Here is a 25,772-nt window from a genome sequence, read left to right on the forward strand (position 1 = left end):
TGACGCTTATGCCCTGCGAGGTTTTGCCCGATGAACATGCCTGAAAACGCGCCGTCGCCACTGGCCAGCCAACTGAAGCTGGACGCGCACTGGATGCCATACACCGCCAACCGCAACTTCCAGCGCGATCCGCGTCTGATCGTTGGCGCCGAAGGCAGCTGGCTGATCGATGACAAGGGCCGTCGGGTATACGACTCGCTGTCCGGTCTGTGGACGTGCGGCGCAGGCCACACCCGCAAGGAAATTCAGGAAGCGGTCTCCAAACAGTTGGGCACCCTCGATTACTCGCCGGGCTTCCAGTACGGTCATCCGCTGTCGTTCCAACTGGCCGAGAAAATCACCGAGCTGACCCCGGGCAACCTGAACCACGTGTTCTTCACTGACTCGGGTTCCGAGTGCGCTGACACTGCGGTGAAAATGGTCCGTGCCTACTGGCGCCTGAAAGGCCAGTCGACCAAAACCAAAATGATCGGTCGTGCCCGTGGTTACCACGGCGTGAACATTGCCGGCACCAGCCTCGGCGGCGTCAACGGCAACCGCAAGCTGTTCGGTCAATCGATGATGGACGTCGATCACCTGCCGCACACGCTACTGGCGAGCAATGCGTTCTCCCGTGGCATGCCGGAGCAGGGCGGTATCGCACTGGCTGATGAGTTGCTGAAGCTGATCGAACTGCACGATGCCTCGAACATCGCCGCCGTATTCGTCGAGCCAATGGCCGGTTCCGCTGGCGTACTGGTGCCGCCGCAGGGCTACCTGAAACGTCTGCGCGAGATCTGCGATCAGCACAACATCCTGTTGGTATTCGACGAAGTGATCACCGGTTTCGGCCGTACCGGCAACATGTTCGGCGCCGACACCTTTGGCGTGACCCCGGACCTGATGTGCATCGCCAAGCAAGTCACCAACGGCGCGATCCCGATGGGCGCGGTGATTGCCAGCTCCGAGATCTACCAGACCTTCATGAATCAGCCGACCCCGGAATACGCCGTGGAATTCCCCCACGGCTACACCTACTCGGCGCACCCGGTGGCTTGCGCCGCTGGCCTGGCGGCACTCGACCTGCTGCAAAAGGAAAACCTGGTGCAGAGCGTCGCCGAAGTGGCGCCGCATTTCGAGAACGCGCTGCATGGTCTGAAAGGTTCGAAGAACGTTATCGACATTCGTAACTTCGGTCTGGCCGGCGCGATCCAGATTGCCCCGCGTGACGGTGACGCGATCGTGCGTCCGTTCGAAGCGGGCATGGCCCTGTGGAAAGCCGGGTTCTACGTACGCTTTGGCGGCGACACCCTGCAGTTCGGCCCAACCTTCAACAGCAAGCCGCAAGACCTCGATCGTCTGTTCGACGCGGTCGGCGAAGTGCTGAACAAGCTCGACTGATTTTTCCCTCTATATATAAGTACAAACAACCGGCGCCCCTCGCGGGCGTCTGTGGACCAAAATTCAGGAGTTTTCGATGAGCGTTATTCCGCATTTGATCAATGGCGAACTGGTGACCGAGAACGGTCGTGCGGTTGATGTGTTCAACCCGTCCACCGGTCAGGCTATCCACAAGCTGCCACTGGCCAGTCAGGCAACCATCCAGAAAGCCATCGATGCCGCCAAGGCTGCGTTCCCGGCGTGGCGCAACACGCCACCGGCCAAACGTGCGCAGGTGATGTTCCGCTTCAAGCAACTGCTGGAACAGAACGAAGCGCGCATCTCGCAATTGATCAGCGAAGAACACGGCAAGACGCTGGAAGACGCCGCCGGTGAATTGAAGCGCGGCATCGAGAACGTCGAGTTCGCTTGCGCGGCCCCGGAAATCCTCAAGGGCGAGTACAGCCGCAACGTTGGCCCGAACATCGACGCATGGTCGGACTTCCAGCCGCTGGGTATCGTTGCCGGGATCACCCCGTTCAACTTCCCGGCCATGGTCCCGCTGTGGATGTACCCGCTAGCGATCGTCTGCGGCAACTGCTTCATCCTCAAACCGTCCGAGCGTGATCCAAGCTCGACACTGCTGATTGCTCAGTTGCTGCTGGAAGCCGGTCTTCCGAAAGGCGTGATGAGCGTGGTGCACGGTGACAAGACTGCCGTTGACGCGTTGATCGAAGCACCGGAAGTCAAAGCGCTGAGCTTCGTCGGTTCGACGCCGATTGCCGAATACATCTACGCCGAAGGCACCAAGCGCGGTAAACGCGTTCAGGCACTGGGCGGCGCGAAGAACCATGCAGTGCTGATGCCGGATGCCGATCTCGACAACGCGGTCAGCGCACTGATGGGCGCAGCGTACGGTTCGTGCGGCGAGCGCTGCATGGCGATCTCGGTTGCCGTTTGTGTCGGCGACCAGGTTGCGGATGCGCTGATAGCGAAACTGGTTCCACAGATTCAAGCGCTGAAAATCGGTGCCGGCACTTCGTGCGGTCTGGACATGGGCCCACTGGTAACCGGTCAGGCGCGCGACAAAGTCAGCGGTTATGTGGATGACGGCGTGTCGGCGGGTGCGACCTTGGTGGTCGACGGTCGTGGGTTCAGCGTGGCCGGTCATGAAGAAGGTTTCTTCCTCGGTGGCTGCCTGTTCGACAACGTCACCCCAGAGATGCGCATCTATAAAGAAGAAATCTTCGGCCCGGTACTGTGCATCGTTCGCGTGAACAGCCTGGAAGAGGCCATGCAACTGATCAACGATCACGAATACGGCAACGGCACCTGCATCTTCACCCGTGACGGTGAAGCGGCGCGTCTGTTCTGTGACGAGATCGAAGTCGGCATGGTTGGCGTTAACGTACCGCTGCCGGTGCCGGTGGCTTACCACAGCTTCGGCGGCTGGAAGCGTTCGCTGTTCGGCGACCTGCACGCCTATGGTCCGGACGGTGTGCGTTTCTATACCCGTCGCAAGGCGATCACTCAGCGCTGGCCGCAGCGGGCGAGCCACGAGGCTTCGCAATTCGCATTCCCTAGCCTTTAAGTAGAAGAGCAGGGCAAGGAAGGCCGACCCCTTGGGGGTCGGCCTTCGTATTTTCGGGGTTTTTTGACCGATGTGACAGATTTATGAAAATAGGTGTTGACGGCAGATCTCAGATGTCTATAATTCGCCCCACTTCCGGCGCAGTCGAAACGGAAAACTCCTTGAGATTCAATGAGTTATGTAGGTTTCGGCAGCAGGTTGCTTCAGTTTATCGAAGCCAGAAGGAAGTTGAAAAAGAGGTGTTGACAGCAGCGTGTAACGCTGTAGAATTCGCCTCCCGCTGACGAGAGATCGGAAGCGCAAGTGGTTGAAGTTGTTGAAGAATTCTTCGAAAACTTCTGAAAATAATCACTTGACAGCAAATGAGGCTGCTGTAGAATGCGCGCCTCGGTTGAGACGAAAGATCTTAACCAACCGCTCTTTAACAACTGAATCAAGCAATTCGTGTGGGTGCTTGTGGAGTCAGACTGATAGTCAACAAGATTATCAGCATCACAAGTTACTCCGCGAGAAATCAAAGGTGTAACCAACGATTGCTGAGCCAAGTTTAGGGTTTCTTAAAAACCCAAAGATGTTTGAACTGAAGAGTTTGATCATGGCTCAGATTGAACGCTGGCGGCAGGCCTAACACATGCAAGTCGAGCGGATGACAGGAGCTTGCTCCTTAATTCAGCGGCGGACGGGTGAGTAATGCCTAGGAATCTGCCTGGTAGTGGGGGACAACGTTTCGAAAGGAACGCTAATACCGCATACGTCCTACGGGAGAAAGCAGGGGACCTTCGGGCCTTGCGCTATCAGATGAGCCTAGGTCGGATTAGCTAGTTGGTGAGGTAATGGCTCACCAAGGCGACGATCCGTAACTGGTCTGAGAGGATGATCAGTCACACTGGAACTGAGACACGGTCCAGACTCCTACGGGAGGCAGCAGTGGGGAATATTGGACAATGGGCGAAAGCCTGATCCAGCCATGCCGCGTGTGTGAAGAAGGTCTTCGGATTGTAAAGCACTTTAAGTTGGGAGGAAGGGTTGTAGATTAATACTCTGCAATTTTGACGTTACCGACAGAATAAGCACCGGCTAACTCTGTGCCAGCAGCCGCGGTAATACAGAGGGTGCAAGCGTTAATCGGAATTACTGGGCGTAAAGCGCGCGTAGGTGGTTCGTTAAGTTGGATGTGAAATCCCCGGGCTCAACCTGGGAACTGCATTCAAAACTGTCGAGCTAGAGTATGGTAGAGGGTGGTGGAATTTCCTGTGTAGCGGTGAAATGCGTAGATATAGGAAGGAACACCAGTGGCGAAGGCGACCACCTGGACTGATACTGACACTGAGGTGCGAAAGCGTGGGGAGCAAACAGGATTAGATACCCTGGTAGTCCACGCCGTAAACGATGTCAACTAGCCGTTGGGAGCCTTGAGCTCTTAGTGGCGCAGCTAACGCATTAAGTTGACCGCCTGGGGAGTACGGCCGCAAGGTTAAAACTCAAATGAATTGACGGGGGCCCGCACAAGCGGTGGAGCATGTGGTTTAATTCGAAGCAACGCGAAGAACCTTACCAGGCCTTGACATCCAATGAACTTTCCAGAGATGGATTGGTGCCTTCGGGAACATTGAGACAGGTGCTGCATGGCTGTCGTCAGCTCGTGTCGTGAGATGTTGGGTTAAGTCCCGTAACGAGCGCAACCCTTGTCCTTAGTTACCAGCACGTAATGGTGGGCACTCTAAGGAGACTGCCGGTGACAAACCGGAGGAAGGTGGGGATGACGTCAAGTCATCATGGCCCTTACGGCCTGGGCTACACACGTGCTACAATGGTCGGTACAAAGGGTTGCCAAGCCGCGAGGTGGAGCTAATCCCATAAAACCGATCGTAGTCCGGATCGCAGTCTGCAACTCGACTGCGTGAAGTCGGAATCGCTAGTAATCGTGAATCAGAATGTCACGGTGAATACGTTCCCGGGCCTTGTACACACCGCCCGTCACACCATGGGAGTGGGTTGCACCAGAAGTAGCTAGTCTAACCTTCGGGAGGACGGTTACCACGGTGTGATTCATGACTGGGGTGAAGTCGTAACAAGGTAGCCGTAGGGGAACCTGCGGCTGGATCACCTCCTTAATCGACGACATCAGCTGCTCCATAAGTTCCCACACGAATTGCTTGATTCATTGAAGAAGACGATAGAAGCAGCTTTAAGCTCCAAGCTGATAGCTCCAAGCTAACAGTTACGCGCTCGAAATTGGGTCTGTAGCTCAGTTGGTTAGAGCGCACCCCTGATAAGGGTGAGGTCGGCAGTTCGAATCTGCCCAGACCCACCAATTTTGTTATGGGGCCATAGCTCAGCTGGGAGAGCGCCTGCCTTGCACGCAGGAGGTCAGCGGTTCGATCCCGCTTGGCTCCACCATATAACTGCTTCTGAAAGCTTAGAAATGAGTATTCCATTGAGAATATTGATTTCTAGTCTTTTGATTAGATCGTTCTTTAAAAATTTGGGTATGTGATAGAAAGATAGACTGAACGTTACTTTCACTGGTAACGGATCAGGCTAAGGTAAAATTTGTGAGTTCTCTTAGTTGAGAAATTCGAATTTTCGGCGAATGTCGTCTTCACAGTATAACCAGATTGCTTGGGGTTATATGGTCAAGTGAAGAAGCGCATACGGTGGATGCCTTGGCAGTCAGAGGCGATGAAAGACGTGGTAGCCTGCGAAAAGCTTCGGGGAGTCGGCAAACAGACTTTGATCCGGAGATGTCTGAATGGGGGAACCCAGCCATCATAAGATGGTTATCTTGTACTGAATACATAGGTGCAAGAGGCGAACCAGGGGAACTGAAACATCTAAGTACCCTGAGGAAAAGAAATCAACCGAGATTCCCTTAGTAGTGGCGAGCGAACGGGGACTAGCCCTTAAGTGGCTTTGAGATTAGCGGAACGCTCTGGAAAGTGCGGCCATAGTGGGTGATAGCCCTGTACGCGAAAATCTCTTAGTCATGAAATCGAGTAGGACGGAGCACGAGAAACTTTGTCTGAATATGGGGGGACCATCCTCCAAGGCTAAATACTACTGACTGACCGATAGTGAACTAGTACCGTGAGGGAAAGGCGAAAAGAACCCCGGAGAGGGGAGTGAAATAGATCCTGAAACCGTATGCGTACAAGCAGTGGGAGCAGACTTTGTTCTGTGACTGCGTACCTTTTGTATAATGGGTCAGCGACTTATTTTCAGTGGCGAGCTTAACCGAATAGGGGAGGCGTAGCGAAAGCGAGTCTTAATAGGGCGTCTAGTCGCTGGGAATAGACCCGAAACCGGGCGATCTATCCATGGGCAGGTTGAAGGTTGGGTAACACTAACTGGAGGACCGAACCGACTACCGTTGAAAAGTTAGCGGATGACCTGTGGATCGGAGTGAAAGGCTAATCAAGCTCGGAGATAGCTGGTTCTCCTCGAAAGCTATTTAGGTAGCGCCTCATGTATCACTGTAGGGGGTAGAGCACTGTTTCGGCTAGGGGGTCATCCCGACTTACCAAACCGATGCAAACTCCGAATACCTACAAGTGCCGAGCATGGGAGACACACGGCGGGTGCTAACGTCCGTCGTGAAAAGGGAAACAACCCAGACCGTCAGCTAAGGTCCCAAAGTTATGGTTAAGTGGGAAACGATGTGGGAAGGCTTAGACAGCTAGGAGGTTGGCTTAGAAGCAGCCACCCTTTAAAGAAAGCGTAATAGCTCACTAGTCGAGTCGGCCTGCGCGGAAGATGTAACGGGGCTCAAACCATACACCGAAGCTACGGGTATCACCTTCGGGTGATGCGGTAGAGGAGCGTTCTGTAAGCCTGTGAAGGTGAGTTGAGAAGCTTGCTGGAGGTATCAGAAGTGCGAATGCTGACATGAGTAACGACAATGGGTGTGAAAAACACCCACGCCGAAAGACCAAGGTTTCCTGCGCAACGTTAATCGACGCAGGGTTAGTCGGTCCCTAAGGCGAGGCTGAAAAGCGTAGTCGATGGAAAACAGGTTAATATTCCTGTACTTCTGGTTATTGCGATGGAGGGACGGAGAAGGCTAGGCCAGCTTGGCGTTGGTTGTCCAAGTTTAAGGTGGTAGGCTGGAATCTTAGGTAAATCCGGGATTCTAAGGCCGAGAGCTGATGACGAGTTACCCTTTGGGTGACGAAGTGGTTGATGCCATGCTTCCAAGAAAAGCTTCTAAGCTTCAGGTAACCAGGAACCGTACCCCAAACCGACACAGGTGGTTGGGTAGAGAATACCAAGGCGCTTGAGAGAACTCGGGTGAAGGAACTAGGCAAAATGGCACCGTAACTTCGGGAGAAGGTGCGCCGGTGAGGGTGAAGGACTTGCTCCGTAAGCTCATGCCGGTCGAAGATACCAGGCCGCTGCGACTGTTTATTAAAAACACAGCACTCTGCAAACACGAAAGTGGACGTATAGGGTGTGACGCCTGCCCGGTGCCGGAAGGTTAATTGATGGGGTTAGCTAACGCGAAGCTCTTGATCGAAGCCCCGGTAAACGGCGGCCGTAACTATAACGGTCCTAAGGTAGCGAAATTCCTTGTCGGGTAAGTTCCGACCTGCACGAATGGCGTAACGATGGCGGCGCTGTCTCCACCCGAGACTCAGTGAAATTGAAATCGCTGTGAAGATGCAGTGTATCCGCGGCTAGACGGAAAGACCCCGTGAACCTTTACTATAGCTTTGCACTGGACTTTGAATTTGCTTGTGTAGGATAGGTGGGAGGCTTTGAAGCGTGGACGCCAGTTCGCGTGGAGCCATCCTTGAAATACCACCCTGGCAACTTTGAGGTTCTAACTCAGGTCCGTTATCCGGATCGAGGACAGTGTATGGTGGGTAGTTTGACTGGGGCGGTCTCCTCCTAAAGAGTAACGGAGGAGTACGAAGGTGCGCTCAGACCGGTCGGAAATCGGTCGTAGAGTATAAAGGCAAAAGCGCGCTTGACTGCGAGACAGACACGTCGAGCAGGTACGAAAGTAGGTCTTAGTGATCCGGTGGTTCTGTATGGAAGGGCCATCGCTCAACGGATAAAAGGTACTCCGGGGATAACAGGCTGATACCGCCCAAGAGTTCATATCGACGGCGGTGTTTGGCACCTCGATGTCGGCTCATCACATCCTGGGGCTGAAGCCGGTCCCAAGGGTATGGCTGTTCGCCATTTAAAGTGGTACGCGAGCTGGGTTTAGAACGTCGTGAGACAGTTCGGTCCCTATCTGCCGTGGACGTTTGAGATTTGAGAGGGGCTGCTCCTAGTACGAGAGGACCGGAGTGGACGAACCTCTGGTGTTCCGGTTGTCACGCCAGTGGCATTGCCGGGTAGCTATGTTCGGGAAAGATAACCGCTGAAAGCATCTAAGCGGGAAACTTGCCTCAAGATGAGATCTCACTGGAACCTTGAGTTCCCTGAAGGGCCGTCGAAGACTACGACGTTGATAGGTTGGGTGTGTAAGCGCTGTGAGGCGTTGAGCTAACCAATACTAATTGCCCGTGAGGCTTGACCATATAACACCCAAGCAATTTGCGTCGAAGAGACCAGATTGCGGTGTGTGAAGACGAAATGAACCGAAAGTTCGAAAGACTCACAAAACACCTAGCTGTCACATACCCAATTTGCTGAAGCGAGGCCACAAGGCCACGACTCAGTACCCGAATTTCTTGACGACCATAGAGCGTTGGAACCACCTGATCCCATCCCGAACTCAGCAGTGAAACGATGCATCGCCGATGGTAGTGTGGGGTTTCCCCATGTGAGAGTAGGTCATCGTCAAGATTAAATTCCGAAACCCCAATTGCGAAAGCAGTTGGGGTTTTGTTTTGCCCGCAGGAAAGTTCTTACAGCACTCACGGACGCTGTCCGGCTGTCACAACCTGCCGACAATGCTAAGGTTCTGCCCTGGCTTTCGTACTTTTCCAAGGAATCTCTCATGCCGGACGCTCAGTCCCTCAACGCTGCACTCATGGTTGTCCAGAGCAACAGCCTGGACGAACTGCGCAGCCTTGTGATCAGCATTATGCGACGCTATCCGCTGGCTCCTTTGGAAAACGAAATCGCTCTGGTACAGAGCAACGGTATTGCCCAATGGCTCAAATTGGCTTTGGCTGAAGACCCTGAAGAAGACGACCTTGGCGGTTGCGGTATTGCCGCAGCGATTGATGTGCAACTGCCGGGCAGTTTCATGTGGCAGTTGTACCGCATGGTGCTGGGCCGAGATGAAATTCCTCCCAAATCCCTTCTCGATAAAGCCCCGTTGACCTGGCGCCTTATGCGCCTGCTTCCCCAGGTCATTGATCGTCCGCATTTTGAGCCGCTACAACGCTTCCTCACCCATGACACCGACCTGCGCAAGCGTTATCAATTGTCCGAACGCTTGGCGGATCTGTTCGACCAATATCAGGTGTACCGGGCTGACTGGCTTGAAGACTGGGCAGAAGGCCGGCATCAATTGCGCAATGTCAGAGGTGAAGTAAAACCTCTGCCCCCCACCAGTTGCTGGCAAGCAGAGTTGTGGCGTGCGCTGTTGGATGACGTCGGCGAACAGGGTATGGCGCAGAGCCGTGCCGGCGTTCACCAACGGTTTATCGAGCGCATCAACAACCTCACCGAGGCCCCAGCGGGATTGCCTTCGCGAGTGATTGTATTCGGGATCTCTTCGCTGCCTGCCCAAGTGCTTGAGGCGCTGGCCGGGCTTGCGCGTTTCAGCCAGGTCTTGTTATGTGTACATAACCCGTGCCGTCACCATTGGGCCGATATTGTCGCCGACAAGGATCTGTTGCGGCACCAGTACAAACGACAATCGCGCAAGACCGGAATGCCCGCAGTGCTGGACCCTGATGCAATGCACCAGCACGCCCATCCGTTATTGGCTGCATGGGGAAAACAAGGTCGAGACTACATCAACCTGCTCGACAGTTATGACGATCCCAATAGCTATCGGGCGGCTTTCCGCGACGGCCGCATAGACCTGTTCAGCGAAACTCAGCCACACAATCTGCTCAATCAACTACAGGACGATATCCTCGAGTTGCGTCCACTCAACGAAACACGTGAACACTGGCCTGCTGTCGATCTGGCACAGGACGAGTCGATCCGTTTCCACATTGCCCACAGTGCCCAACGTGAAGTCGAAATACTGCATGACCAGCTCCTGGCGCGCTTCAGCGCCAACCCGGATCTGCGTCCTCGCGATGTAATCGTGATGGTGCCTGACATCGATAGCTACGCGCCGCATATCCGCGCGGTGTTTGGTCAACTCGATCGCCATGATTCGCGGTTCATCCCCTTCACATTGGCGGATCAGGGGCAGCGTGGTCGTGATCCATTGCTGATCGCGGTTGAGCACCTGCTCAAGCTTCCCGACAGTCGTTTCCCGGTCAGTGAAATCCTCGACCTGCTTGACGTTCCAGCACTTCGCGCTCGTTTTGGTGTGGAGGAGCGCGACCTGCCAACCCTGCACCGCTGGATCGAAGGCGCGGGTGTGCGCTGGGGCATGAATGCCGAGCAGCGAGCGGGTCTGGGGTTACCCGACGAGCTTGAGCAAAACAGCTGGCATTTCGGTCTGCGCCGAATGCTCCTGGGTTATGCCGTCGGCAGCGCCAACGCGTGTGAAGGGATTGAACCCTACGATGAAATTGGTGGGCTCGACGCCGCACTGATCGGGCCGTTGGTGGCTCTACTCGATGCCTTGGAACTCGCCCATCAGCAGCTCACTCAACCCGCTCAACCCAGCGAGTGGGGTTATCGATTGCAAGCGCTGATGCAACTGTTCTTCAAAGCCAGCAACGAGCATGACGATTATTTGTTAGCGCAGCTCGAAGAGCTTCGCGAAACCTGGCTGGAGACGTGTGAGGCTGTAGGTCTGGCGGATGAGCTGCCACTGACAGTGGTTCGCGAAGCCTGGCTCGCCGGGCTGGACCAGGGGCGTTTGTCTCAGCGCTTTCTGGCCGGTGCCGTGAATTTTTGTACGCTGATGCCTATGCGCGCCATTCCATTCAAACTGGTCTGTCTGCTGGGAATGAACGACGGCGACTATCCTCGTGCGCAGCCTCCTCTGGACTTCGACCTCATGGGCAGCGATTACCGTCCGGGAGATAGATCGCGGCGTGAAGACGACCGTTATCTTTTGCTCGAGGCGCTTTTGTCTGCGCGCAATCAGCTCTACATCAGTTGGGTTGGCCGTAGTATTCGCGACAACAGTGAGCGACCGGCTTCAGTGTTGATTGGTCAGTTGCGTGATCACCTCGCCAGCGGTTGGCGATTGCCCGACGAAAGCGGCGATCTGTTGAGTGCCTTGACGCAAGAGCATCCGCTGCAACCGTTCAGTGCGCGCTATTTTCATGAAGGCGATCCACTCTTCAGCTATGCCAGCGAATGGCAGGTTCTGCATCAACAGCAGGCGCCTCGAAACCAAACGCAATTGCTCACCCCTTATGTACAAGAAGAGCCGTTGAGCCTGGCCTTGCTGCAGGATTTTTTGCGCAACCCGGTTCGGCACTTTTTCACCCAGCGTCTCAAGGTGTATTTCGAGGCCGCTGAAGCACCGCTGGCCGATGAAGAACCCTTCGTGCTTGACGCATTGCAGCGTTATACGCTGAGCAACAGTCTGCTCGAAGCAGCTCTCAGACAACCGCACGATGTCGATCAGGCGCTGACTGCCCAGGCCCGGCGTCTGCAAAATAGCGGCCTGTTGCCAATGGCTGGATTCGGCGAGTGCCTGCAGCGAGAGTTGATCGAGCCTCTGCCCGATTTGCTACAGCGTTATCAGCAACTGCTCATGCTCTGGCCAAAGCCGTTGAACAGTGCGTTGCCGGTCAACCTTGAATTGCAGGGCTTGCGCCTTGAAGGCTGGCTCGCCGGTTTGCATCAACGCGCCGACGATGGCCTGTTGTCAGTCACGACCATTCCCAACAACATTGGCTCGATCAAAAGTCGCAAATGGCACCGCCTGACCAAGCCTTGGGTTAATCATCTGGTGGCTTGCGCCAGCGGGCTTTCCTTGAGCACAGCATTGGTGGCCAGCGATGACACGCTGCTGCTTGAACCCATGGCGCCAGATCGGGCAATACGGTTCCTCGGCGATTTGCTCCTCGCCTGGCAGGCCGGGATGCGACAGCCACTGCCGATCGCGGTAAAAACTGCTTTCGCGTGGCTCTCTCAGACCGACCCGCTGAAGGCCGAAGCGGCCGCCAGAAAAGCCTATGAGGGTGACGGGCAGACCAGCGAAGGTGAGCGCCGCGAAAGCCCGGCGTTGTCACGGCAATTTGCCGATTTTGAGGCATTACTTGCCGACGAGACGTTTTCCGGTTGGTGTGACGCCTTGTATCGCCCGCTGTTCGAAGCGCCTTGGCGTTCGCTGTCCACCGAAGGGGCTGGCGCATGAGTACAAAGACACCCCTCGCACTGGCATTCCCGCTAAAGGGCAGCCAGTTGATCGAAGCCAGTGCCGGTACTGGTAAAACCTTTACCATCTCTGCTTTGTACTTGCGGCTCATCCTGGGGCATGGCGACGAGTCGAGCAGGTTCGGCCGTGAACTGCTACCGCCGCAGATTCTCGTTGTGACCTTCACCGACGCCGCGACCAAGGAACTGCGTGAGCGCATACGCACGCGTCTGGCCGAGGCCGCTCGATTCTTCCGTGACGAGACGCCCGCACCCGATGCACTGATCGCCGAATTGCGTGACCAATTCGACACTCAACAATGGCCCGGCTGTGCCAGCCGCCTGGATGTCGCCGCGCAATGGATGGACGAAGCCGCCGTTTCGACCATCCACAGTTGGTGCCAGCGCATGCTGCGTGAGCACGCGTTCGATAGCGGTAGCTTGTTCACTCAATCTTTGGAAACCGACCACAGCGACTTGCTCGGTGAAGTGTTGCGTGATTACTGGCGGCTGTTCTGTTACCCGATGCAGGACGATGCCTTGAATTGGGTTCGCAGCAACTGGGGCGGGCCTGCGGCGTTGTTGCCTCGCGTGCGTGGCCTGTTTGCCAGTGAGCGCGACAGCGACGAGGGCAAGGCGCCTGCGGAGCTGATCGATGAGTGCCTGCAAGAACGTCGTGCGGCACTGATCGAACTGAAAATGCCCTGGCGCCAATGGGCAGACGAATTGCTCGCCATCTGTCATCAAGGCGTCGCCAGCAAGACTGTCGATGGCCGCAAGATGCAAGCGCGTTACTTTGAACCCTGGTTCGAGAAACTCAAGGCGTGGGCTGAAGACGGGTCCCTTGAGCAACTCGATATCGGCACCGGCTTCACCCGACTGACTCCCGATGGCATGGCCGAGGCCTGGAAGGGGCCGCCCCCAAGCCATCCCGGCCTGGACGCCATGCAGGCCCTAAAGTCGAGTCTCGATGCATTGCCAACCCCGGATGCCGCCGTGCTGCAACATGCCGCCAAATGGGTAGGCGCACGCTTTGAAGAAGAGAAGCGGCGTCGCGCCGAGATGGGTTTCGACGACATGCTGTTGCGACTTGATGCTGCTTTGCAATCCAACGGTGGCGAACGCCTCGCCACGTTGATTCGCGAGCAGTTCCCGGTCGCGCTGATCGACGAATTCCAGGACACCGACCCGGTGCAGTACCGAATCTTCGAGAGCATCTATCGTATCGAAGACAACAGCCCTGACACCGGCCTGTTTCTGATCGGTGATCCGAAGCAGGCGATCTACGCTTTCCGTGGTGCAGACATCTACACCTACCTGCGCGCGCGTCAGGCAACCACCGGCCGACTGCATACGCTGGGCACCAACTTCCGCTCCAGCCACGGCATGGTCAACGCGGTCAATCATGTATTCGCACGCGCCGAGTCCCGGGAACTGGGGCGCGGTGCGTTTTTGTTTCGGGAGAAAAGCGGCGACAATCCGGTGCCGTTCCTGCCTGTGGAATCTCAAGGCCGCAAGGAGCGCTTGCAGGTTGCCGGGCAAGATGTCGCGGCTTTGAATATCTGGCATTTACCCACCGACCAACCACTGTCAGGGGAGGTCTATCGCCAACAATTGGCAGCGGCGTGCGCCAGCGAAATTACCGCGCTGCTCAATGGTGGGCAAAGCGCTAGCGCGGGGTTCGTCCAGGACGGCAAAGACTTCAGAGGCCTGAGGCCGTCCGACATCGCGATTCTCGTGCGCGATGGCAAAGAGGCGCAGGCCGTGCGCGGCGAACTTGCTGCCCGTGGCGTGCGCAGCGTTTACCTGTCGGACAAGGATTCGGTATTCGCGGCGCAAGAGGCTCACGACCTGCTGTCCTGGCTCAAGGCCTGTGCCGAGCCGGATGTCGAGCGTTCCCTGAAAGCCGCGTTGGCCTGTATTACTCTGAACCTGCCATTGGCCGAACTGGAACGCCTGAACCAGGACGAGCTGGTATGGGAAACCCGGGTCATGCAGTTCCGTGGCTATCGCGAGTTATGGCGCAAACAAGGCGTGCTGCCGATGTTGCGCCGCCTGCTGCATGACTTCCATCTGCCGCAAACCTTGATGACACGCACCGATGGCGAGCGTGTACTGACCAACCTTTTGCACCTGTCGGAATTGATGCAGCAAGCGGCTGCGGAGTTGGACGGTGAACAAGCGCTGATTCGTCATCTGGCCGAGCTGCTGGCAGTGTCCGGTCAGGCTGGCGAAGAGCAGATCCTGCGCCTGGAAAGTGACGAACAACTGGTCAAGGTCGTGACCATCCACAAGTCCAAAGGCCTGGAGTATCCACTCGTGTTCCTGCCGTTCATTTGCTCGGCGAAACCTGTGGATGGCAGCCGTTTGCCGCTGCATTACCACGATACCGCAGGCAAGGCTCAGATAAGTCTCAAGCCGACTGTCGAGCTGATTGCGCAAGCGGATGATGAGCGTCTGGCCGAGGATCTGCGCTTGCTTTACGTTGCCCTGACCCGCGCGCAGCACGCGTGCTGGTTGGGCGTGACGGATCTCAAACGGGGCAATAACAACAGCTCGGTGCTGCACCTTTCGGCACTGGGTTATCTGCTCGGCGGTGGTGCATCGCTGGGCGAGTCCAGCGAACTGAAACGCTGGCTGCAAGACCTGCAACAAGACTGCCCGGCTATCCACACCGATGAAATGCCACTACCTACCGACGAGCATTACCAGCCACCACGCAATAACGCCGTGCTGAGCGCCACACTGTTGCCCAAGCGCAAGGCCAGTGAAAACTGGTGGATCGCTTCCTACAGCGCATTGCGCATCAGCGACGTATTGAGTGTCGGCAGCGATGAAGCACCGGATAGCCCGCAAGCGCAAAAACTGTTTGATGACGAACGCCTCGACCCCGATGCCCCGCGGGAAATCATTACCGGCGGCGCTGATATCCACCGCTTCCCGCGCGGCCCCAATCCGGGAACATTTCTCCACGGTTTGCTGGAATGGGCCGGTGATGACGGCTTTGCCGTTTCCCGCGAGACACTGGAAGACGCCATTGCCCGGCGCTGTAACCTGCGTGGCTGGGAAGGCTGGATCACCACCCTGAGTGACTGGCTGCAGCATCTGCTCACATCGCCATTGCCGATCGCTGGCGGGCAACCGCCGGTTGTTCTCGAGCAACTGAAGCAATATCGGGTCGAGATGGAGTTCTGGTTCGCCAGCCATAAAGTCGATGTACTCAAACTCGACGAACTGGTGCGCCAGCACACTCACAGAGGCGTGGCCCGTGTGGCGGCAGAACCGGTGCAACTCAACGGCATGTTCAAAGGCTTCATCGACCTGACCTTCGAACACGAAGGCCGCTATTACGTGGCGGACTACAAATCCAACTGGCTCGGCGTGGATGAACTGGCTTACACCGAGCAAGCCATGGAGCAGTCGATCCTCGACAACCGCTACGACCTGCAATACGTGCTGTACCTGTTGGCGTTGCATCGCCAGCTCAAGGCACGGCTGCCGGATTACGATTACGACCGGCATGTTGGCGGCGCGTTGTACCTTTTCCTGCGGGGTACTCGCGCAGACAGTCGCGGCGTGTATTTCGCTCGTCCGCCCCGTGAGCTGATCGAGCGTCTCGACCGAATGTTTCAAGGAAAACCCGAACCCAAGACCGAACCCGCCTGGGAACAGGGAGTCCTGCTATGAGCCGCACCTTTGCCGATCTGTTACCGACACCGCTGGCAGCCGACAGTCTGTCGCGGCTGTCGCCGCTGACCAGCGCCGATGATCTGTTGATATTGCTGACTCGTTGGGTCGAGCGCGGCTGGCTGCGTGCGCTGGACAAAGCATTTGTGGCGTTCCTTCACGAACTTGAGCGCGACACGGATCCGCTGGTGTTGCTCGCGGCTGCCCTGACTAGCCACCAACTTGGCCACGGGCATGTCTGTCTCGATCTGTATGAAACCCTGAAAGCTCCCGACTTTGCTCTGTCGCTGCCGCCCGAAGGGGACGTGCAAGGTGGTGTGTTGCTGCTGCCTTCGCAATTGCTTGAGGCGCTGGATGGCGCTCACTGGTGCAAGGTTCTGGCAGGCAGCTCTCTGGTCGCACTGGCCGCAGATAGCAGTGACTCAGCACAGCAACGCCCGCTGGTGTTGGCGGGCAAACGCCTGTATTTGCGACGCTACTGGGCCTATGAACGGCGGATTGATACGGCGTTGCGCCAGCGTCTGCAGCAGGTTGAGCCGACACCGGACGATCTGCCGCAGCGACTGAGTGAGCTGTTCGGATCAGCCAAAGCGGGAGCTGTGATCGACTGGCAAAAGCTCGCCTGTGCCCTCGCCACTCGAGGCGCCTTCAGCATTGTCACCGGCGGGCCGGGTACCGGCAAAACCACCACCGTGGTGCGTTTGCTGGCCTTGCTTCAAGCGCCTGCCGTAGCCACGGGTCACCCGCTGCGCATTCGACTGGCGGCACCGACGGGCAAGGCGGCGGCGCGGTTGACCGAGTCCATCAGCCAGCAAGTGCAGTCGTTGGAAGTCAGCGAAGAGGTGCGGGCGAAAATCCCCTGCGACGTCACCACCGTGCATCGTCTGCTGGGCAGCCGTCCCGGCACCCGACACTTCCGCCACCATGCCGGCAATCGCCTGCCACTGGACGTGTTGGTGGTCGACGAAGCTTCGATGATCGACCTGGAAATGATGGCCAATCTGCTGGATGCCTTGCCAGCCCATGCTCGACTGGTATTGCTCGGTGACAAGGATCAATTGGCCTCTGTGGAGGCCGGTGCGGTGCTGGGGGATTTGTGCCGTGACGCCGAGGGTGGCTGGTACAGCCCGCCGACCCGGCAGTGGCTGGAGTCGGTCAGCGGTGAGTCGTTGCAGGGCAGCGGCTTGCATGAGGACGTCGATGGCTCTCATCCGCTGGCTCAGCAAGTGGTGATGCTGCGCCACTCTCGGCGCTTCGGCGAGGGCAGTGGAATCGGTCAGCTCGCGCGCCGGGTCAATCAACAGTTGCCGGATGAAGCGCGCCAGTTGCTCACGACTGGTCACTACGACGATGTGTATTCGTTGCAGCTGAAGGGCGAACACGATCACAAACTTGAGCGTCTGTTGCTGGACGGGCATGGCGACGGTCCACAAGGCTACCGCCATTACCTGAGCCTGCTGCGTGATCAGCGTCCAGCGTCGGGCAGGCCACTTGAACATCCGGACTGGGTCATTTGGGCCCGCGAAGTCCTGCTGGCATTCGACACGTTCCAGTTGCTGTGTGCCGTGCGAAAAGGGCCGTGGGGCGTCGAAGGTCTGAATCAACGCATCACCGCTGCGTTGCTCAAAGCGCGTCTGATTGAAAACGATCAGCAATGGTACGAAGGCCGGCCCGTCCTGATGACGCGCAATGATTACGGTCTGGGCCTGATGAACGGCGATATCGGGATCGCCCTCAAACTGCCCGAGCGCGAAGGACCTGACGCAGGTAAACCGGTGTTGCGCGTGGCGTTCCCGCGCAACGATGGTCAGGGCGGTGTGCGCTTCGTATTGCCAAGCCGTCTCAATGACGTCGAAACCGTCTATGCGATGACGGTGCACAAGTCCCAGGGCTCGGAGTTTGCCCACACGGCGCTGATTCTGCCCGATGCTTTGAACCCGGTGCTGACCAAAGAATTGATCTACACCGGCATTACCCGGGCCAAGCACTGGTTCACCCTGATCGAATCCCGCGCAGGCGTGTTTGAAGAAGCGGTGCAGCGCAAGGTCAAACGCCTGAGCGGACTGATGCTGGAACTGGAGGAGGGCGCCGGGCCTAAGGCGTGAAAGTCCCGACGAATAGCGGCGATTACTGACCAACTGGTCAGAGGTCGCTGCCTCGCTGGCGTTTCACTGCTGTGCTATCGTTGCGGCATCATTTCGCTACGATCCAAGAGAATCCCTGCATGAAGGTGTCTGTCTGGGCGACAGAGCGCGTAGTTGTCTGCAAGCACGCGTTGCTTGTCGCTCTGCTCTGGATGTTGACGGGCGCAGCTGTCGCGCAGCCGCAAGCGCCGGCGGGCATGGCCGAACAACGGGCCAAATCTGTCACTCAGGTGGTTCTTGGCATTCTCAGCTATGCGCGCTGGCCTGTGGAACCTGCGCAATTACGTCTGTGCATCGTTGGCCCCACCGAGTACACCGATGATCTGGTCAAAGGCACCACGCAAGCCACGGGGCGACCGGTCATCGTACATCGCCTGCTGGCCGACAACCCGGCCATCGTCAGCGAATGCGATGCGGTGTACATCGGCAAACTCACCGCGGATGAACGCACTCGCTTGTTCGCATCGCTGATCGGTCATCCAGTGTTGAGCATTAGCGAAGGTGGCGATCAGTGCACGGTCGGTAGCCTGTTCTGTCTGCGCGTTGGCGATGAGCAAGTGTCCTTCGAGGTCAATCTCGACTCCGTTGCCCGCAGTGGCGTGCGCATTCACCCCAGCGTGCTGCAATTGTCGCGTCGCAAACCGGCGGCGCCATGAACCTGTTCAGATCGAATAGCCGCCCAACACTGGGTTCGGTCATTGGCCGAGGGCATCTGACGGTCGCGCTGGTGGGCGTAGCGATGGCCAGCGTTTCGCTGACGTTGCTCGGCGTACTGGCATTACGGGTGTACGCCGATCACAACCTGCACTTGATCGCCCGTTCGATCAGCTACACCGTGGAAGCCGCAGTGGTGTTCAACGACAAGGCGGCCGCCAACGAATCGCTGGCGCTGATTGCTTCTGCCGAAGAGGTTGCTGATGCCCAGGTACTGGACAGCCAGGGAAAACTGCTCGCACATTGGCAACGCCCGGAAAACGGATTGTTCTCTGAGCTGGAAATGCAGATCACCCGCGCCGTCCTGGAAAAACCCGTCAGCCTGCCAATCGAGCATCAGGACCGTGAAATCGGTCGTGTACTGCTCACCGGCCATGGTGGCAGCCTGATGCGCTTTCTGCTCAGCGGTCTGGCGGGGATCATCCTCTGTACCGCGATCAGCGCCTGGGTGGCGCTCTATCTGGCGCGGCGCCAATTACGCGCGATTACCGGTCCTCTGCGCAGTCTGGCCAATGTGGCGCACGCCGCACGTAGCGAACGCGCGCTGGACCGCCGTGTACCACAAGCGCAGATCGCCGAACTCGACAACCTCGGCAATGACTTCAACGCCTTGCTCGACGAACTGGAGTCGTGGCAAACCCACCTGAAAAACGAAAACGAAACCCTCGCTCACCAGGCCAGTCACGACAGCCTGACCGGTCTGCCAAACCGCGCCTTTTTCGAAGGGCGATTGATTCGTGCGTTGCGCAATGCCGGCAAACACGATGAGCGAGTGGCCGTGTTGTTTCTCGACAGTGACCGCTTCAAAGGCATCAATGACAACTTTGGCCACGCCGCGGGTGATGCGGTGCTGGTGGCGGTGGCCAATCGCGTCCGTGCGCAGTTGCGCGAAGAGGATCTGGTGGCGCGGTTGGGGGGTGATGAGTTCGCCGTGCTGCTCACGCCGCTGCACGCGGTCGAAGACGCCGAGCGTATTGCCGACAAGATCCTCGCCAGCATGGACATGCCCATCGCGCTGCCGGGTGACACCAGTGTGGTGACTTCGCTCAGTATCGGCATTGCGGTTTTTCCCGATCATGGTGTCACGCCGGGGGCCTTGCTCGATGCCGCCGATGCGGCCATGTATCAAGCCAAGCGCTTGTCGCGCGGCGCCCAATTCACGGCTGGGGCGGAGCACCCGGTCGATTCCGTTCAAACCAGGAGCTGACTCTCGTGTTCACACTGTCCATTCGAACTTTTTACGCTGTGCTGTTGATGGCCGTATTGGCCCTGACCGGTTGCCAGACCGCCCCGCCGAAAGGCCTGACCCCGGCGCAAGTCGCCGTGCTCAAACAACAGGGTTTTGAATTGACCGACGAGGGCTGGGAGTTTGGCCTGTCCGGCAAAGTGCTGTTTGGCAGCGACGTCGAAAGCCTGAACACGCAAAGCACCGAGATCGTCGAGCGTATCGGCAAGGCATTGCTGGGTGTCGGCATCGAACGCGTACGGGTCGACGGTCACACCGACGCATCGGGCAAGGAAACGTACAACCAGCAACTGTCGCTGCGTCGTGCGAAAAGTGTCGCCAACGTGCTGGGCACGGTCGGCATGAAGCAAGAGAACATCCAGTTGCAGGGGCTGGGCAGCAAAGAGCCGGTGGCGTCCAACGATACGGCGGCCGGTCGCACGGAAAACCGCCGGGTCTCGATTGTGGTGAGCGCCGACTAATCGGCGAACTGCATCTCGCCGGTCTGCCCCATCAGCAGACCCTGATTACGCTCAGTCACCTCACGGATGTAATCCCACAACAGGGTGATCCGCTTGAGCTTTCGCAGATCCTCCCGGCAGTACATCCAGAATTGCCGGGTGATGTCGATTTCCTCCGGCAAAACTGGCAGCAGGCGGGGATCCTGCGCGGCGAGGAAGCACGGCAGTATCGCCAGTGAGCGCCCTTGCTGCGCCGCGACGAACTGCGCAATCACGCTGGTGCTGCGCAAGTTGGCGCTGGCGCCGGGCAGCACGTTCGCCAGGTAGAGCAGCTCCGAGCTGAACGCCAGATCATCCACATAACTGATGAATTGATGCTTGCCCAAGTCTGCCGGGCGGCGGATCGGTGGGTGTTTGTCCAGATAGTCCTGGGTCGCGTAGAGCTGCAAACGGTAGTCGCAGAGTTTGCAGCAGACGTACGGCCCATGCTCCGGGCGCTCCAGCGCAATGACGATATCGGCCTCGCGCTTGGACAGACTGATGAAGTGCGGCAGCGGCAGGATGTCCACCGAGATCGCCGGGTAGGCGTCGACGAAGTGGCTCAGTTGCGGGGTGATGAAAAAACTGCCGAAGCCTTCGGTACAACCCATGCGCACATGCCCGGACAGCGCTACGCCAGAGCCTGACACCTGCTCGCAGGCCATGTGCAAGGTGCTTTCAATCGACTCGGCATAACCGAGCAAACGCTGACCTTCGGTGGTCAGGACGAAGCCGCTGGTCCGCGACTTCTCGAACAGCAAAGTGCCCAATGCCGCCTCCAGCGAACTGATCCGCCGCGACACGGTGGTGTAGTCGACAGCCAGCCGTTTGGCGGCAGTGCTGGCCTTGCGGGTGCGGGCGACTTCGAGAAAAAACTTGAGGTCGTCCCAGTTCAGCGAGCCTAGCGAGGTGATGTTTTTTTGCATGATGGACGGGCTTATATGTGCGTTCTTATTAGAAGTTTGCACATCTATACTCCAAAAACAGTCCGACAACCAATTCGTGACACACGCCTCATCTCAAGGCGAACCCTTCGCCTTGGCTCCTACGATAAAAACAAGTTTCGGAGACCAGCATGAACGCATCGCTTACGCCCAACGAAACCACGGTCCAGAAGGTCAAGCTGCTGATCAATGGCGAGTGGGTCGAGTCGCAGACCACCGAATGGCACGACATCGTCAACCCGGCGACCCAGCAAGTGCTGGCCAAAGTCCCGTTCGCCACCGCCGCTGAAGTCGATGCCGCCGTCAGCGCCGCCCAGCATGCGTTCCAGACCTGGAAACTGACCCCGATCGGCGCACGCATGCGCATCATGCTCAAGCTGCAAGCGTTGATCCGCGAACACTCCAAACGCATCGCCGTGGTCCTGAGCGCCGAGCAAGGCAAAACCATTGCCGACGCCGAGGGCGATATTTTCCGTGGACTGGAAGTGGTCGAGCACGCGTGCTCCATCGGCAGCCTGCAAATGGGCGAGTTCGCCGAGAACGTCGCCGGCGGCGTTGATACCTATACCCTGCGTCAGCCGATCGGCGTGTGCGCCGGCATCACGCCGTTCAACTTCCCGGCGATGATTCCGCTGTGGATGTTCCCGATGGCCATCGCTTGCGGCAACACGTTCGTCTTGAAGCCGTCCGAACAGGATCCGCTGTCGACCATGCTGTTGGTGGAACTGGCGATCGAGGCCGGTGTTCCGGCCGGCGTGTTGAACGTGGTGCACGGCGGTAAAGACGTGGTCGATGGCCTGTGCACGCACAAGGACATCAAAGCCGTGTCCTTCGTCGGTTCGACCGCTGTCGGTACCCACGTTTACGACTTGGCCGGCAAGCACGGCAAGCGCGTGCAATCGATGATGGGCGCGAAGAACCACGCTGTGGTGCTGGCCGACGCCAATCGCGAGCAAGCACTGAATGCCTTGGTCGGCGCCGGTTTCGGTGCGGCCGGGCAACGTTGCATGGCCACCTCCGTCGTTGTGCTGGTCGGTGCGGCGAAACAATGGCTGCCGGACCTGAAAGCGCTGGCGCAGAAACTCACCGTCAACGCCGGCAGCGAGCCGGGCACCGATGTTGGGCCGGTGATCTCGAAGAAAGCCAAAGCACGAATTCTCGAGCTGATCGAAAGCGGCATCAAGGAAGGCGCCAAGCTGGAACTGGACGGTCGTGACATCAAGGTGCCGGGCTACGAGCAAGGCAACTTTGTCGGCCCGACCCTGTTCTCGGGCGTGACCACCGACATGCAGATCTACACCCAGGAAATTTTCGGACCGGTACTGGTGGTGCTGGAAGTCGACACCCTCGATCAGGCTATCGCGCTGGTCAACGCCAACCCGTTCGGCAACGGCACCGGCCTGTTCACCCAGAGCGGCGCGGCGGCGCGTAAGTTCCAGACTGAAATCGATGTCGGTCAGGTCGGCATCAACATCCCGATTCCGGTGCCAGTACCGTTCTTCAGTTTCACCGGTTCGCGCGGTTCGAAACTCGGCGACCTCGGCCCGTACGGCAAGCAAGTGGTGCAGTTCTACACGCAGACCAAAACGGTCACGGCGCGCTGGTTCGATGACGACAGCGTCAACGACGGCGTGAACACCACCATCAACCTGCGCTGAGGAACGGCCATGAAAATCGCATTTATCGGTCTGGGCAACATGGGCGCGCCGATGGCGCGCAACCTGATCAAGGCTGGTCACTCGCTGAATCTGGTCGACCTGAACAAAACCGTGCTGGCGGAGCTGGAGCAACTGGGCGGCAGCATTCGTGCTTCGGCGCGTGAGGCTGCCGAGGATGCCGAACTGGTGATCACCATGCTGCCGGCCGCTGTGCATGTGCGCAGTGTCTGGCTGGGTGAAGACGGCGTGCTTGCTGGTGTCGGCAAAGGTGTGCCGGCGGTGGATTGCAGCACCATTGATCCGCAGACGGCGCGCGATGTGGCAGCGGCGGCGGCCAAACAAGGTGTGGCCATGGCTGATGCGCCGGTGTCCGGCGGCACCGGCGGCGCGACCGCAGGCACGCTGACCTTCATGGTCGGCGCCACCCCGGAACTGTTCGCCACGCTGCAACCGGTGCTGGCGCAGATGGGCCGCAACATCGTGCATTGCGGTGAAGTCGGCACCGGGCAGATCGCCAAAATCTGCAACAACCTGCTGCTGGCGATTTCGATGGTGGGGGTCAGTGAGGCGATGGCGCTGGGTGATGCGCTGGGCATCGACACGACGGTGCTGGCCGGGATCATTAACAGTTCGACCGGGCGCTGCTGGAGTTCCGAGATGTACAACCCGTGGCCGGGGATCGTCGAAACCGCGCCGGCGTCCCGTGGTTATACCGGTGGGTTCGGTGCCGAATTGATGCTCAAGGATCTGGGGCTGGCGACGGAAGCGGCGCGTCAGGCGCACCAACCGGTGGTGCTCGGCGCGGTGGCGCAGCAGTTGTATCAGGCGATGAGTCAGCGTGGGGACGGCGGGAAAGATTTCTCGGCGATCATCAACAGCTATCGCAAGCCTGCTGCAATAGAAGGACAGCGCTGAACCCTCGGTGGGAGCGAGCCTGCTCGCGATGACGGCGGTCGCTTCAATAAGGAAGTGACTGACCGTGCGCTTTCGCGAGCAGGCTCGCTCCTACAGGGGACTTGTGTGTATCAGACATTGTTTGCCGGGAAATCACGTCGGGTGATCTCCCGGCTTTTTTGCATCAGGCGAACACGAAATATTTGCGCACGGTCTCGACCACTTCCCACGTGCCTTTCATGCCCGGCTCAACCACGAAGATATCGCCGGCGCGCAGGTGAATCGGCGCCATGCCGTCCGGGGTGATCACGCAGTAGCCTTCCTGGAAATGGCAGTACTCCCACTTCACATAATCGACGCGCCACTTGCCCGGGGTGCAGATCCACGTGCCCATGATCTTGCTGCCGTCTTCGCTGGTGTAGGCGTTGAGGTTGACAGTGTGCGGGTCGCCTTCGAGTTTTTCCCATTTGCAGGCATCGAGTACCGGTAGCGGATGGGTGTCGCGCAGAACGGTGATAGGGGCGGTCGCGGTCATGAGGACTCCGGGCAGTGGATTTGAGAAATGAACTCGCACCCTATAGCGCCCGGTCGGCGTTCAGATGTCTGGGGTCGACATCAAGCTGCTCAGAAACGCGCGCAGGCTCAGAGTTTTTCCAGCGGGCATTCGCTTCGGGCCTGTTCGAGGCTGGATTCGAATACCTCCAGTTGCGCGAATTGCCGGGTGAGTTCGGTCATGGCATCACCGATTTCGCGCTTATTCGTCTCGATGGCTTGCTGCGCACGTGCCCAAGGCATCGCTTCACCCTGATGGTCGGCGAAAATCACCTGCAATTCCTTGAGACGGAAACCCATGTCTTTGGCGCATTTTATGAACACCAGCAATTCGACGGTCTGCTGGTCGTAGAGACGATAATTGCCCTGACGCCGGGGCTTGGGCAGCAGGCCGATCGACTCGTAATGACGGATGCTTTTAATGGTGGTGCCGGAGCGTTGCGCGGCTTGGCCGATGTACATAAAAGTCCTTTTTCAGTGGGAAACAGCGCGCTGCATTATCAGCAGAGTCAGTGTGCGGCGATAGCCTGCGCCTGCCCCAGCCAGGTTTTTCGCTGGGGTTCACTTGAGCCGAGTATCGGACCAAACGTCAGTGTGCGCAGCGGTTTGATCCCGCAGAATTCGAGGGTGGTCTTGCGCACCTGATGCAGTCCGGGCATGCGATAAAACCAGCGGTAATACCAGGCCGGCGTGTCCATCGTCACCAATAAATGCGCGGTACGGCCCTTGAGCAATTTATCGGGAAAAGCTTTGCCCACGCGGTATTTGAAGGCGAAGCCCGGCAGCAACGCGCGATCAAAAAAACCTTTGAGCAGCGCAGGAATCCCACCCCACCAAATCGGGTAAATCAGCGTCAGGTGTTCGGCCCAGAGGATGTCGGTCTGCGCCGCGCTCAAGTCATCTTCCAGCGCCTGAATCTGTTGATAGCCCTCGCGCAGCACCGGATCAAAATTCATTTCGCCGAGGCGCAACTGGCGGACTTCGTGACCGGCGTCCATCGCTGACTGCGCGTAGCGCTCGGCCAGTGCAGCACAAAAACTTGTGGAGGAGGGATGACCGAGAATCAGCAGAATTCGTTTACCCATCATGACTGTCCTTGCTG

The 25,772-nt window shown here is 58.0% G+C and carries 14 protein-coding genes, 2 tRNA genes and 3 rRNA genes; 15 read left to right on the plus strand and 4 right to left on the minus strand.

All coding sequences use genetic code 11. From position 1 onward, the window contains the following. Positions 1-30 precede the first annotated feature (30 nt). The 13 genes from aptA to ACZZ0G_RS15420 all read left to right on the plus strand — a co-directional run bounded on the left by aptA (position 31) and on the right by ACZZ0G_RS15420 (position 20,604). A complete protein-coding gene (gene aptA / locus ACZZ0G_RS15360; RefSeq protein ID WP_463556694.1) occupies positions 31-1,380 on the plus strand; it encodes an omega-aminotransferase AptA in 1,350 nt (449 codons plus the stop codon). Positions 1,381-1,456: 76 nt separating this feature from the next. Continuing rightward, positions 1,457-2,950, plus strand: a complete 1,494-nt coding sequence (locus ACZZ0G_RS15365; protein WP_463556695.1) for a CoA-acylating methylmalonate-semialdehyde dehydrogenase — start codon at positions 1,457-1,459, stop codon at positions 2,948-2,950. Between the two features lie 577 nt (positions 2,951-3,527). Continuing rightward, positions 3,528-5,064 (plus strand): 16S ribosomal RNA (locus ACZZ0G_RS15370). Positions 5,065-5,187: 123 nt separating this feature from the next. Further along, positions 5,188-5,264: transfer RNA gene (locus ACZZ0G_RS15375), tRNA-Ile, on the plus strand. 10 nt (positions 5,265-5,274) lie between these two features. Beyond that, positions 5,275-5,350, plus strand: a tRNA-Ala gene (locus tag ACZZ0G_RS15380). 234 nt (positions 5,351-5,584) lie between these two features. Continuing rightward, a 23S ribosomal RNA gene (locus ACZZ0G_RS15385) occupies positions 5,585-8,478 on the plus strand. 152 nt (positions 8,479-8,630) lie between these two features. After that, positions 8,631-8,746: ribosomal RNA gene (gene rrf / locus ACZZ0G_RS15390) — 5S ribosomal RNA — on the plus strand. Together the 16S, 23S and 5S rRNA genes with 2 tRNA genes alongside form the textbook arrangement of a ribosomal RNA operon. A 154-nt stretch (positions 8,747-8,900) precedes the next feature. After that, the gene (gene recC, locus ACZZ0G_RS15395; protein WP_463556696.1) at positions 8,901-12,353 is read left to right on the plus strand and encodes an exodeoxyribonuclease V subunit gamma; all 3,453 of its coding nucleotides are present in this window, start codon (positions 8,901-8,903) and stop codon (positions 12,351-12,353) included. Next, the gene (gene recB, locus ACZZ0G_RS15400) at positions 12,350-16,039 is read left to right on the plus strand and encodes an exodeoxyribonuclease V subunit beta (protein WP_463556697.1); all 3,690 of its coding nucleotides are present in this window, start codon (positions 12,350-12,352) and stop codon (positions 16,037-16,039) included. Before recC ends, recB begins: the two co-directional genes overlap by 4 nt. Then, positions 16,036-18,144, plus strand: a complete 2,109-nt coding sequence (gene recD, locus ACZZ0G_RS15405) for an exodeoxyribonuclease V subunit alpha (protein ID WP_463556698.1) — start codon at positions 16,036-16,038, stop codon at positions 18,142-18,144. The genes recB and recD overlap by 4 nt, the downstream gene beginning before the upstream one ends. Before the next feature lie 119 nt (positions 18,145-18,263). After that, positions 18,264-18,839 carry a YfiR family protein gene (locus ACZZ0G_RS15410; protein WP_463556699.1) on the plus strand — a complete coding sequence of 192 codons (576 nt, stop codon included), beginning with the start codon at positions 18,264-18,266 and terminating at the stop codon, positions 18,837-18,839. Then, the gene (locus tag ACZZ0G_RS15415) at positions 18,836-20,104 is read left to right on the plus strand and encodes a diguanylate cyclase domain-containing protein (RefSeq protein ID WP_463556700.1); all 1,269 of its coding nucleotides are present in this window, start codon (positions 18,836-18,838) and stop codon (positions 20,102-20,104) included. The genes ACZZ0G_RS15410 and ACZZ0G_RS15415 overlap by 4 nt, the downstream gene beginning before the upstream one ends. Positions 20,105-20,151: 47 nt before the next feature. Next, a complete protein-coding gene (locus tag ACZZ0G_RS15420; RefSeq protein WP_463558861.1) occupies positions 20,152-20,604 on the plus strand; it encodes an OmpA family protein in 453 nt (150 codons plus the stop codon). Here ACZZ0G_RS15420 and ACZZ0G_RS15425 read toward each other — a convergent pair. Further along, a complete protein-coding gene (locus tag ACZZ0G_RS15425; protein WP_463556701.1) occupies positions 20,601-21,548 on the minus strand; it encodes a LysR family transcriptional regulator in 948 nt (315 codons plus the stop codon). The two genes, ACZZ0G_RS15420 and ACZZ0G_RS15425, sit on opposite strands and share 4 nt — an antisense overlap. 149 nt (positions 21,549-21,697) lie before the next feature. Between ACZZ0G_RS15425 and ACZZ0G_RS15430 the strand changes: the two genes are divergently transcribed. Next, the gene (locus ACZZ0G_RS15430; protein WP_463556702.1) at positions 21,698-23,224 is read left to right on the plus strand and encodes a CoA-acylating methylmalonate-semialdehyde dehydrogenase; all 1,527 of its coding nucleotides are present in this window, start codon (positions 21,698-21,700) and stop codon (positions 23,222-23,224) included. 9 nt (positions 23,225-23,233) lie between these two features. Then, on the plus strand, positions 23,234-24,139 hold the full coding sequence (gene mmsB, locus ACZZ0G_RS15435) for a 3-hydroxyisobutyrate dehydrogenase (protein ID WP_463556703.1): 906 nt from the start codon (positions 23,234-23,236) through the stop codon (positions 24,137-24,139). Between the two features lie 163 nt (positions 24,140-24,302). On the opposite strand, the gene ACZZ0G_RS15440 is transcribed toward mmsB, so the two are convergent. From ACZZ0G_RS15440 to ACZZ0G_RS15450, 3 genes are all read right to left on the minus strand, one after another. Next, complete coding sequence (locus ACZZ0G_RS15440; protein ID WP_016770579.1) at positions 24,303-24,653, minus strand: cupin domain-containing protein; 351 nt, start codon at positions 24,651-24,653, stop codon at positions 24,303-24,305. Positions 24,654-24,760: 107 nt separating this feature from the next. After that, on the minus strand, positions 24,761-25,132 hold the full coding sequence (locus tag ACZZ0G_RS15445; protein ID WP_463556704.1) for a MerR family transcriptional regulator: 372 nt from the start codon (positions 25,130-25,132) through the stop codon (positions 24,761-24,763). A 47-nt stretch (positions 25,133-25,179) separates the two neighbouring features. Continuing rightward, the gene (locus tag ACZZ0G_RS15450; protein WP_463556705.1) at positions 25,180-25,758 is read right to left on the minus strand and encodes an NAD(P)H-dependent oxidoreductase; all 579 of its coding nucleotides are present in this window, start codon (positions 25,756-25,758) and stop codon (positions 25,180-25,182) included. Positions 25,759-25,772: the final 14 nt, after the last annotated feature.

The sequence above is a fragment of the Pseudomonas sp. AC169 genome (genome assembly GCF_979258515.1).

What these genes read in the sequence shown, in the direction of transcription:
- aptA (WP_463556694.1), top strand. Translation starts at nt 31, where the DNA reads ATGAACATGCCTGAAAACGCGCCGTCGCCACTGGCCAGCCAACTGAAG.
- ACZZ0G_RS15365 (WP_463556695.1), top strand. Translation starts at nt 1,457, where the DNA reads ATGAGCGTTATTCCGCATTTGATCAATGGCGAACTGGTGACCGAGAAC.
- recC (WP_463556696.1), top strand. Translation starts at nt 8,901, where the DNA reads ATGCCGGACGCTCAGTCCCTCAACGCTGCACTCATGGTTGTCCAGAGC.
- recB (WP_463556697.1), top strand. Translation starts at nt 12,350, where the DNA reads ATGAGTACAAAGACACCCCTCGCACTGGCATTCCCGCTAAAGGGCAGC.
- recD (WP_463556698.1), top strand. Translation starts at nt 16,036, where the DNA reads ATGAGCCGCACCTTTGCCGATCTGTTACCGACACCGCTGGCAGCCGAC.
- ACZZ0G_RS15410 (WP_463556699.1), top strand. Translation starts at nt 18,264, where the DNA reads ATGAAGGTGTCTGTCTGGGCGACAGAGCGCGTAGTTGTCTGCAAGCAC.
- ACZZ0G_RS15415 (WP_463556700.1), top strand. Translation starts at nt 18,836, where the DNA reads ATGAACCTGTTCAGATCGAATAGCCGCCCAACACTGGGTTCGGTCATT.
- ACZZ0G_RS15420 (WP_463558861.1), top strand. Translation starts at nt 20,152, where the DNA reads ATGGCCGTATTGGCCCTGACCGGTTGCCAGACCGCCCCGCCGAAAGGC.
- ACZZ0G_RS15425 (WP_463556701.1), bottom strand. Translation starts at nt 21,548, where the DNA reads ATGCAAAAAAACATCACCTCGCTAGGCTCGCTGAACTGGGACGACCTC.
- ACZZ0G_RS15430 (WP_463556702.1), top strand. Translation starts at nt 21,698, where the DNA reads ATGAACGCATCGCTTACGCCCAACGAAACCACGGTCCAGAAGGTCAAG.
- mmsB (WP_463556703.1), top strand. Translation starts at nt 23,234, where the DNA reads ATGAAAATCGCATTTATCGGTCTGGGCAACATGGGCGCGCCGATGGCG.
- ACZZ0G_RS15440 (WP_016770579.1), bottom strand. Translation starts at nt 24,653, where the DNA reads ATGACCGCGACCGCCCCTATCACCGTTCTGCGCGACACCCATCCGCTA.
- ACZZ0G_RS15445 (WP_463556704.1), bottom strand. Translation starts at nt 25,132, where the DNA reads ATGTACATCGGCCAAGCCGCGCAACGCTCCGGCACCACCATTAAAAGC.
- ACZZ0G_RS15450 (WP_463556705.1), bottom strand. Translation starts at nt 25,758, where the DNA reads ATGATGGGTAAACGAATTCTGCTGATTCTCGGTCATCCCTCCTCCACA.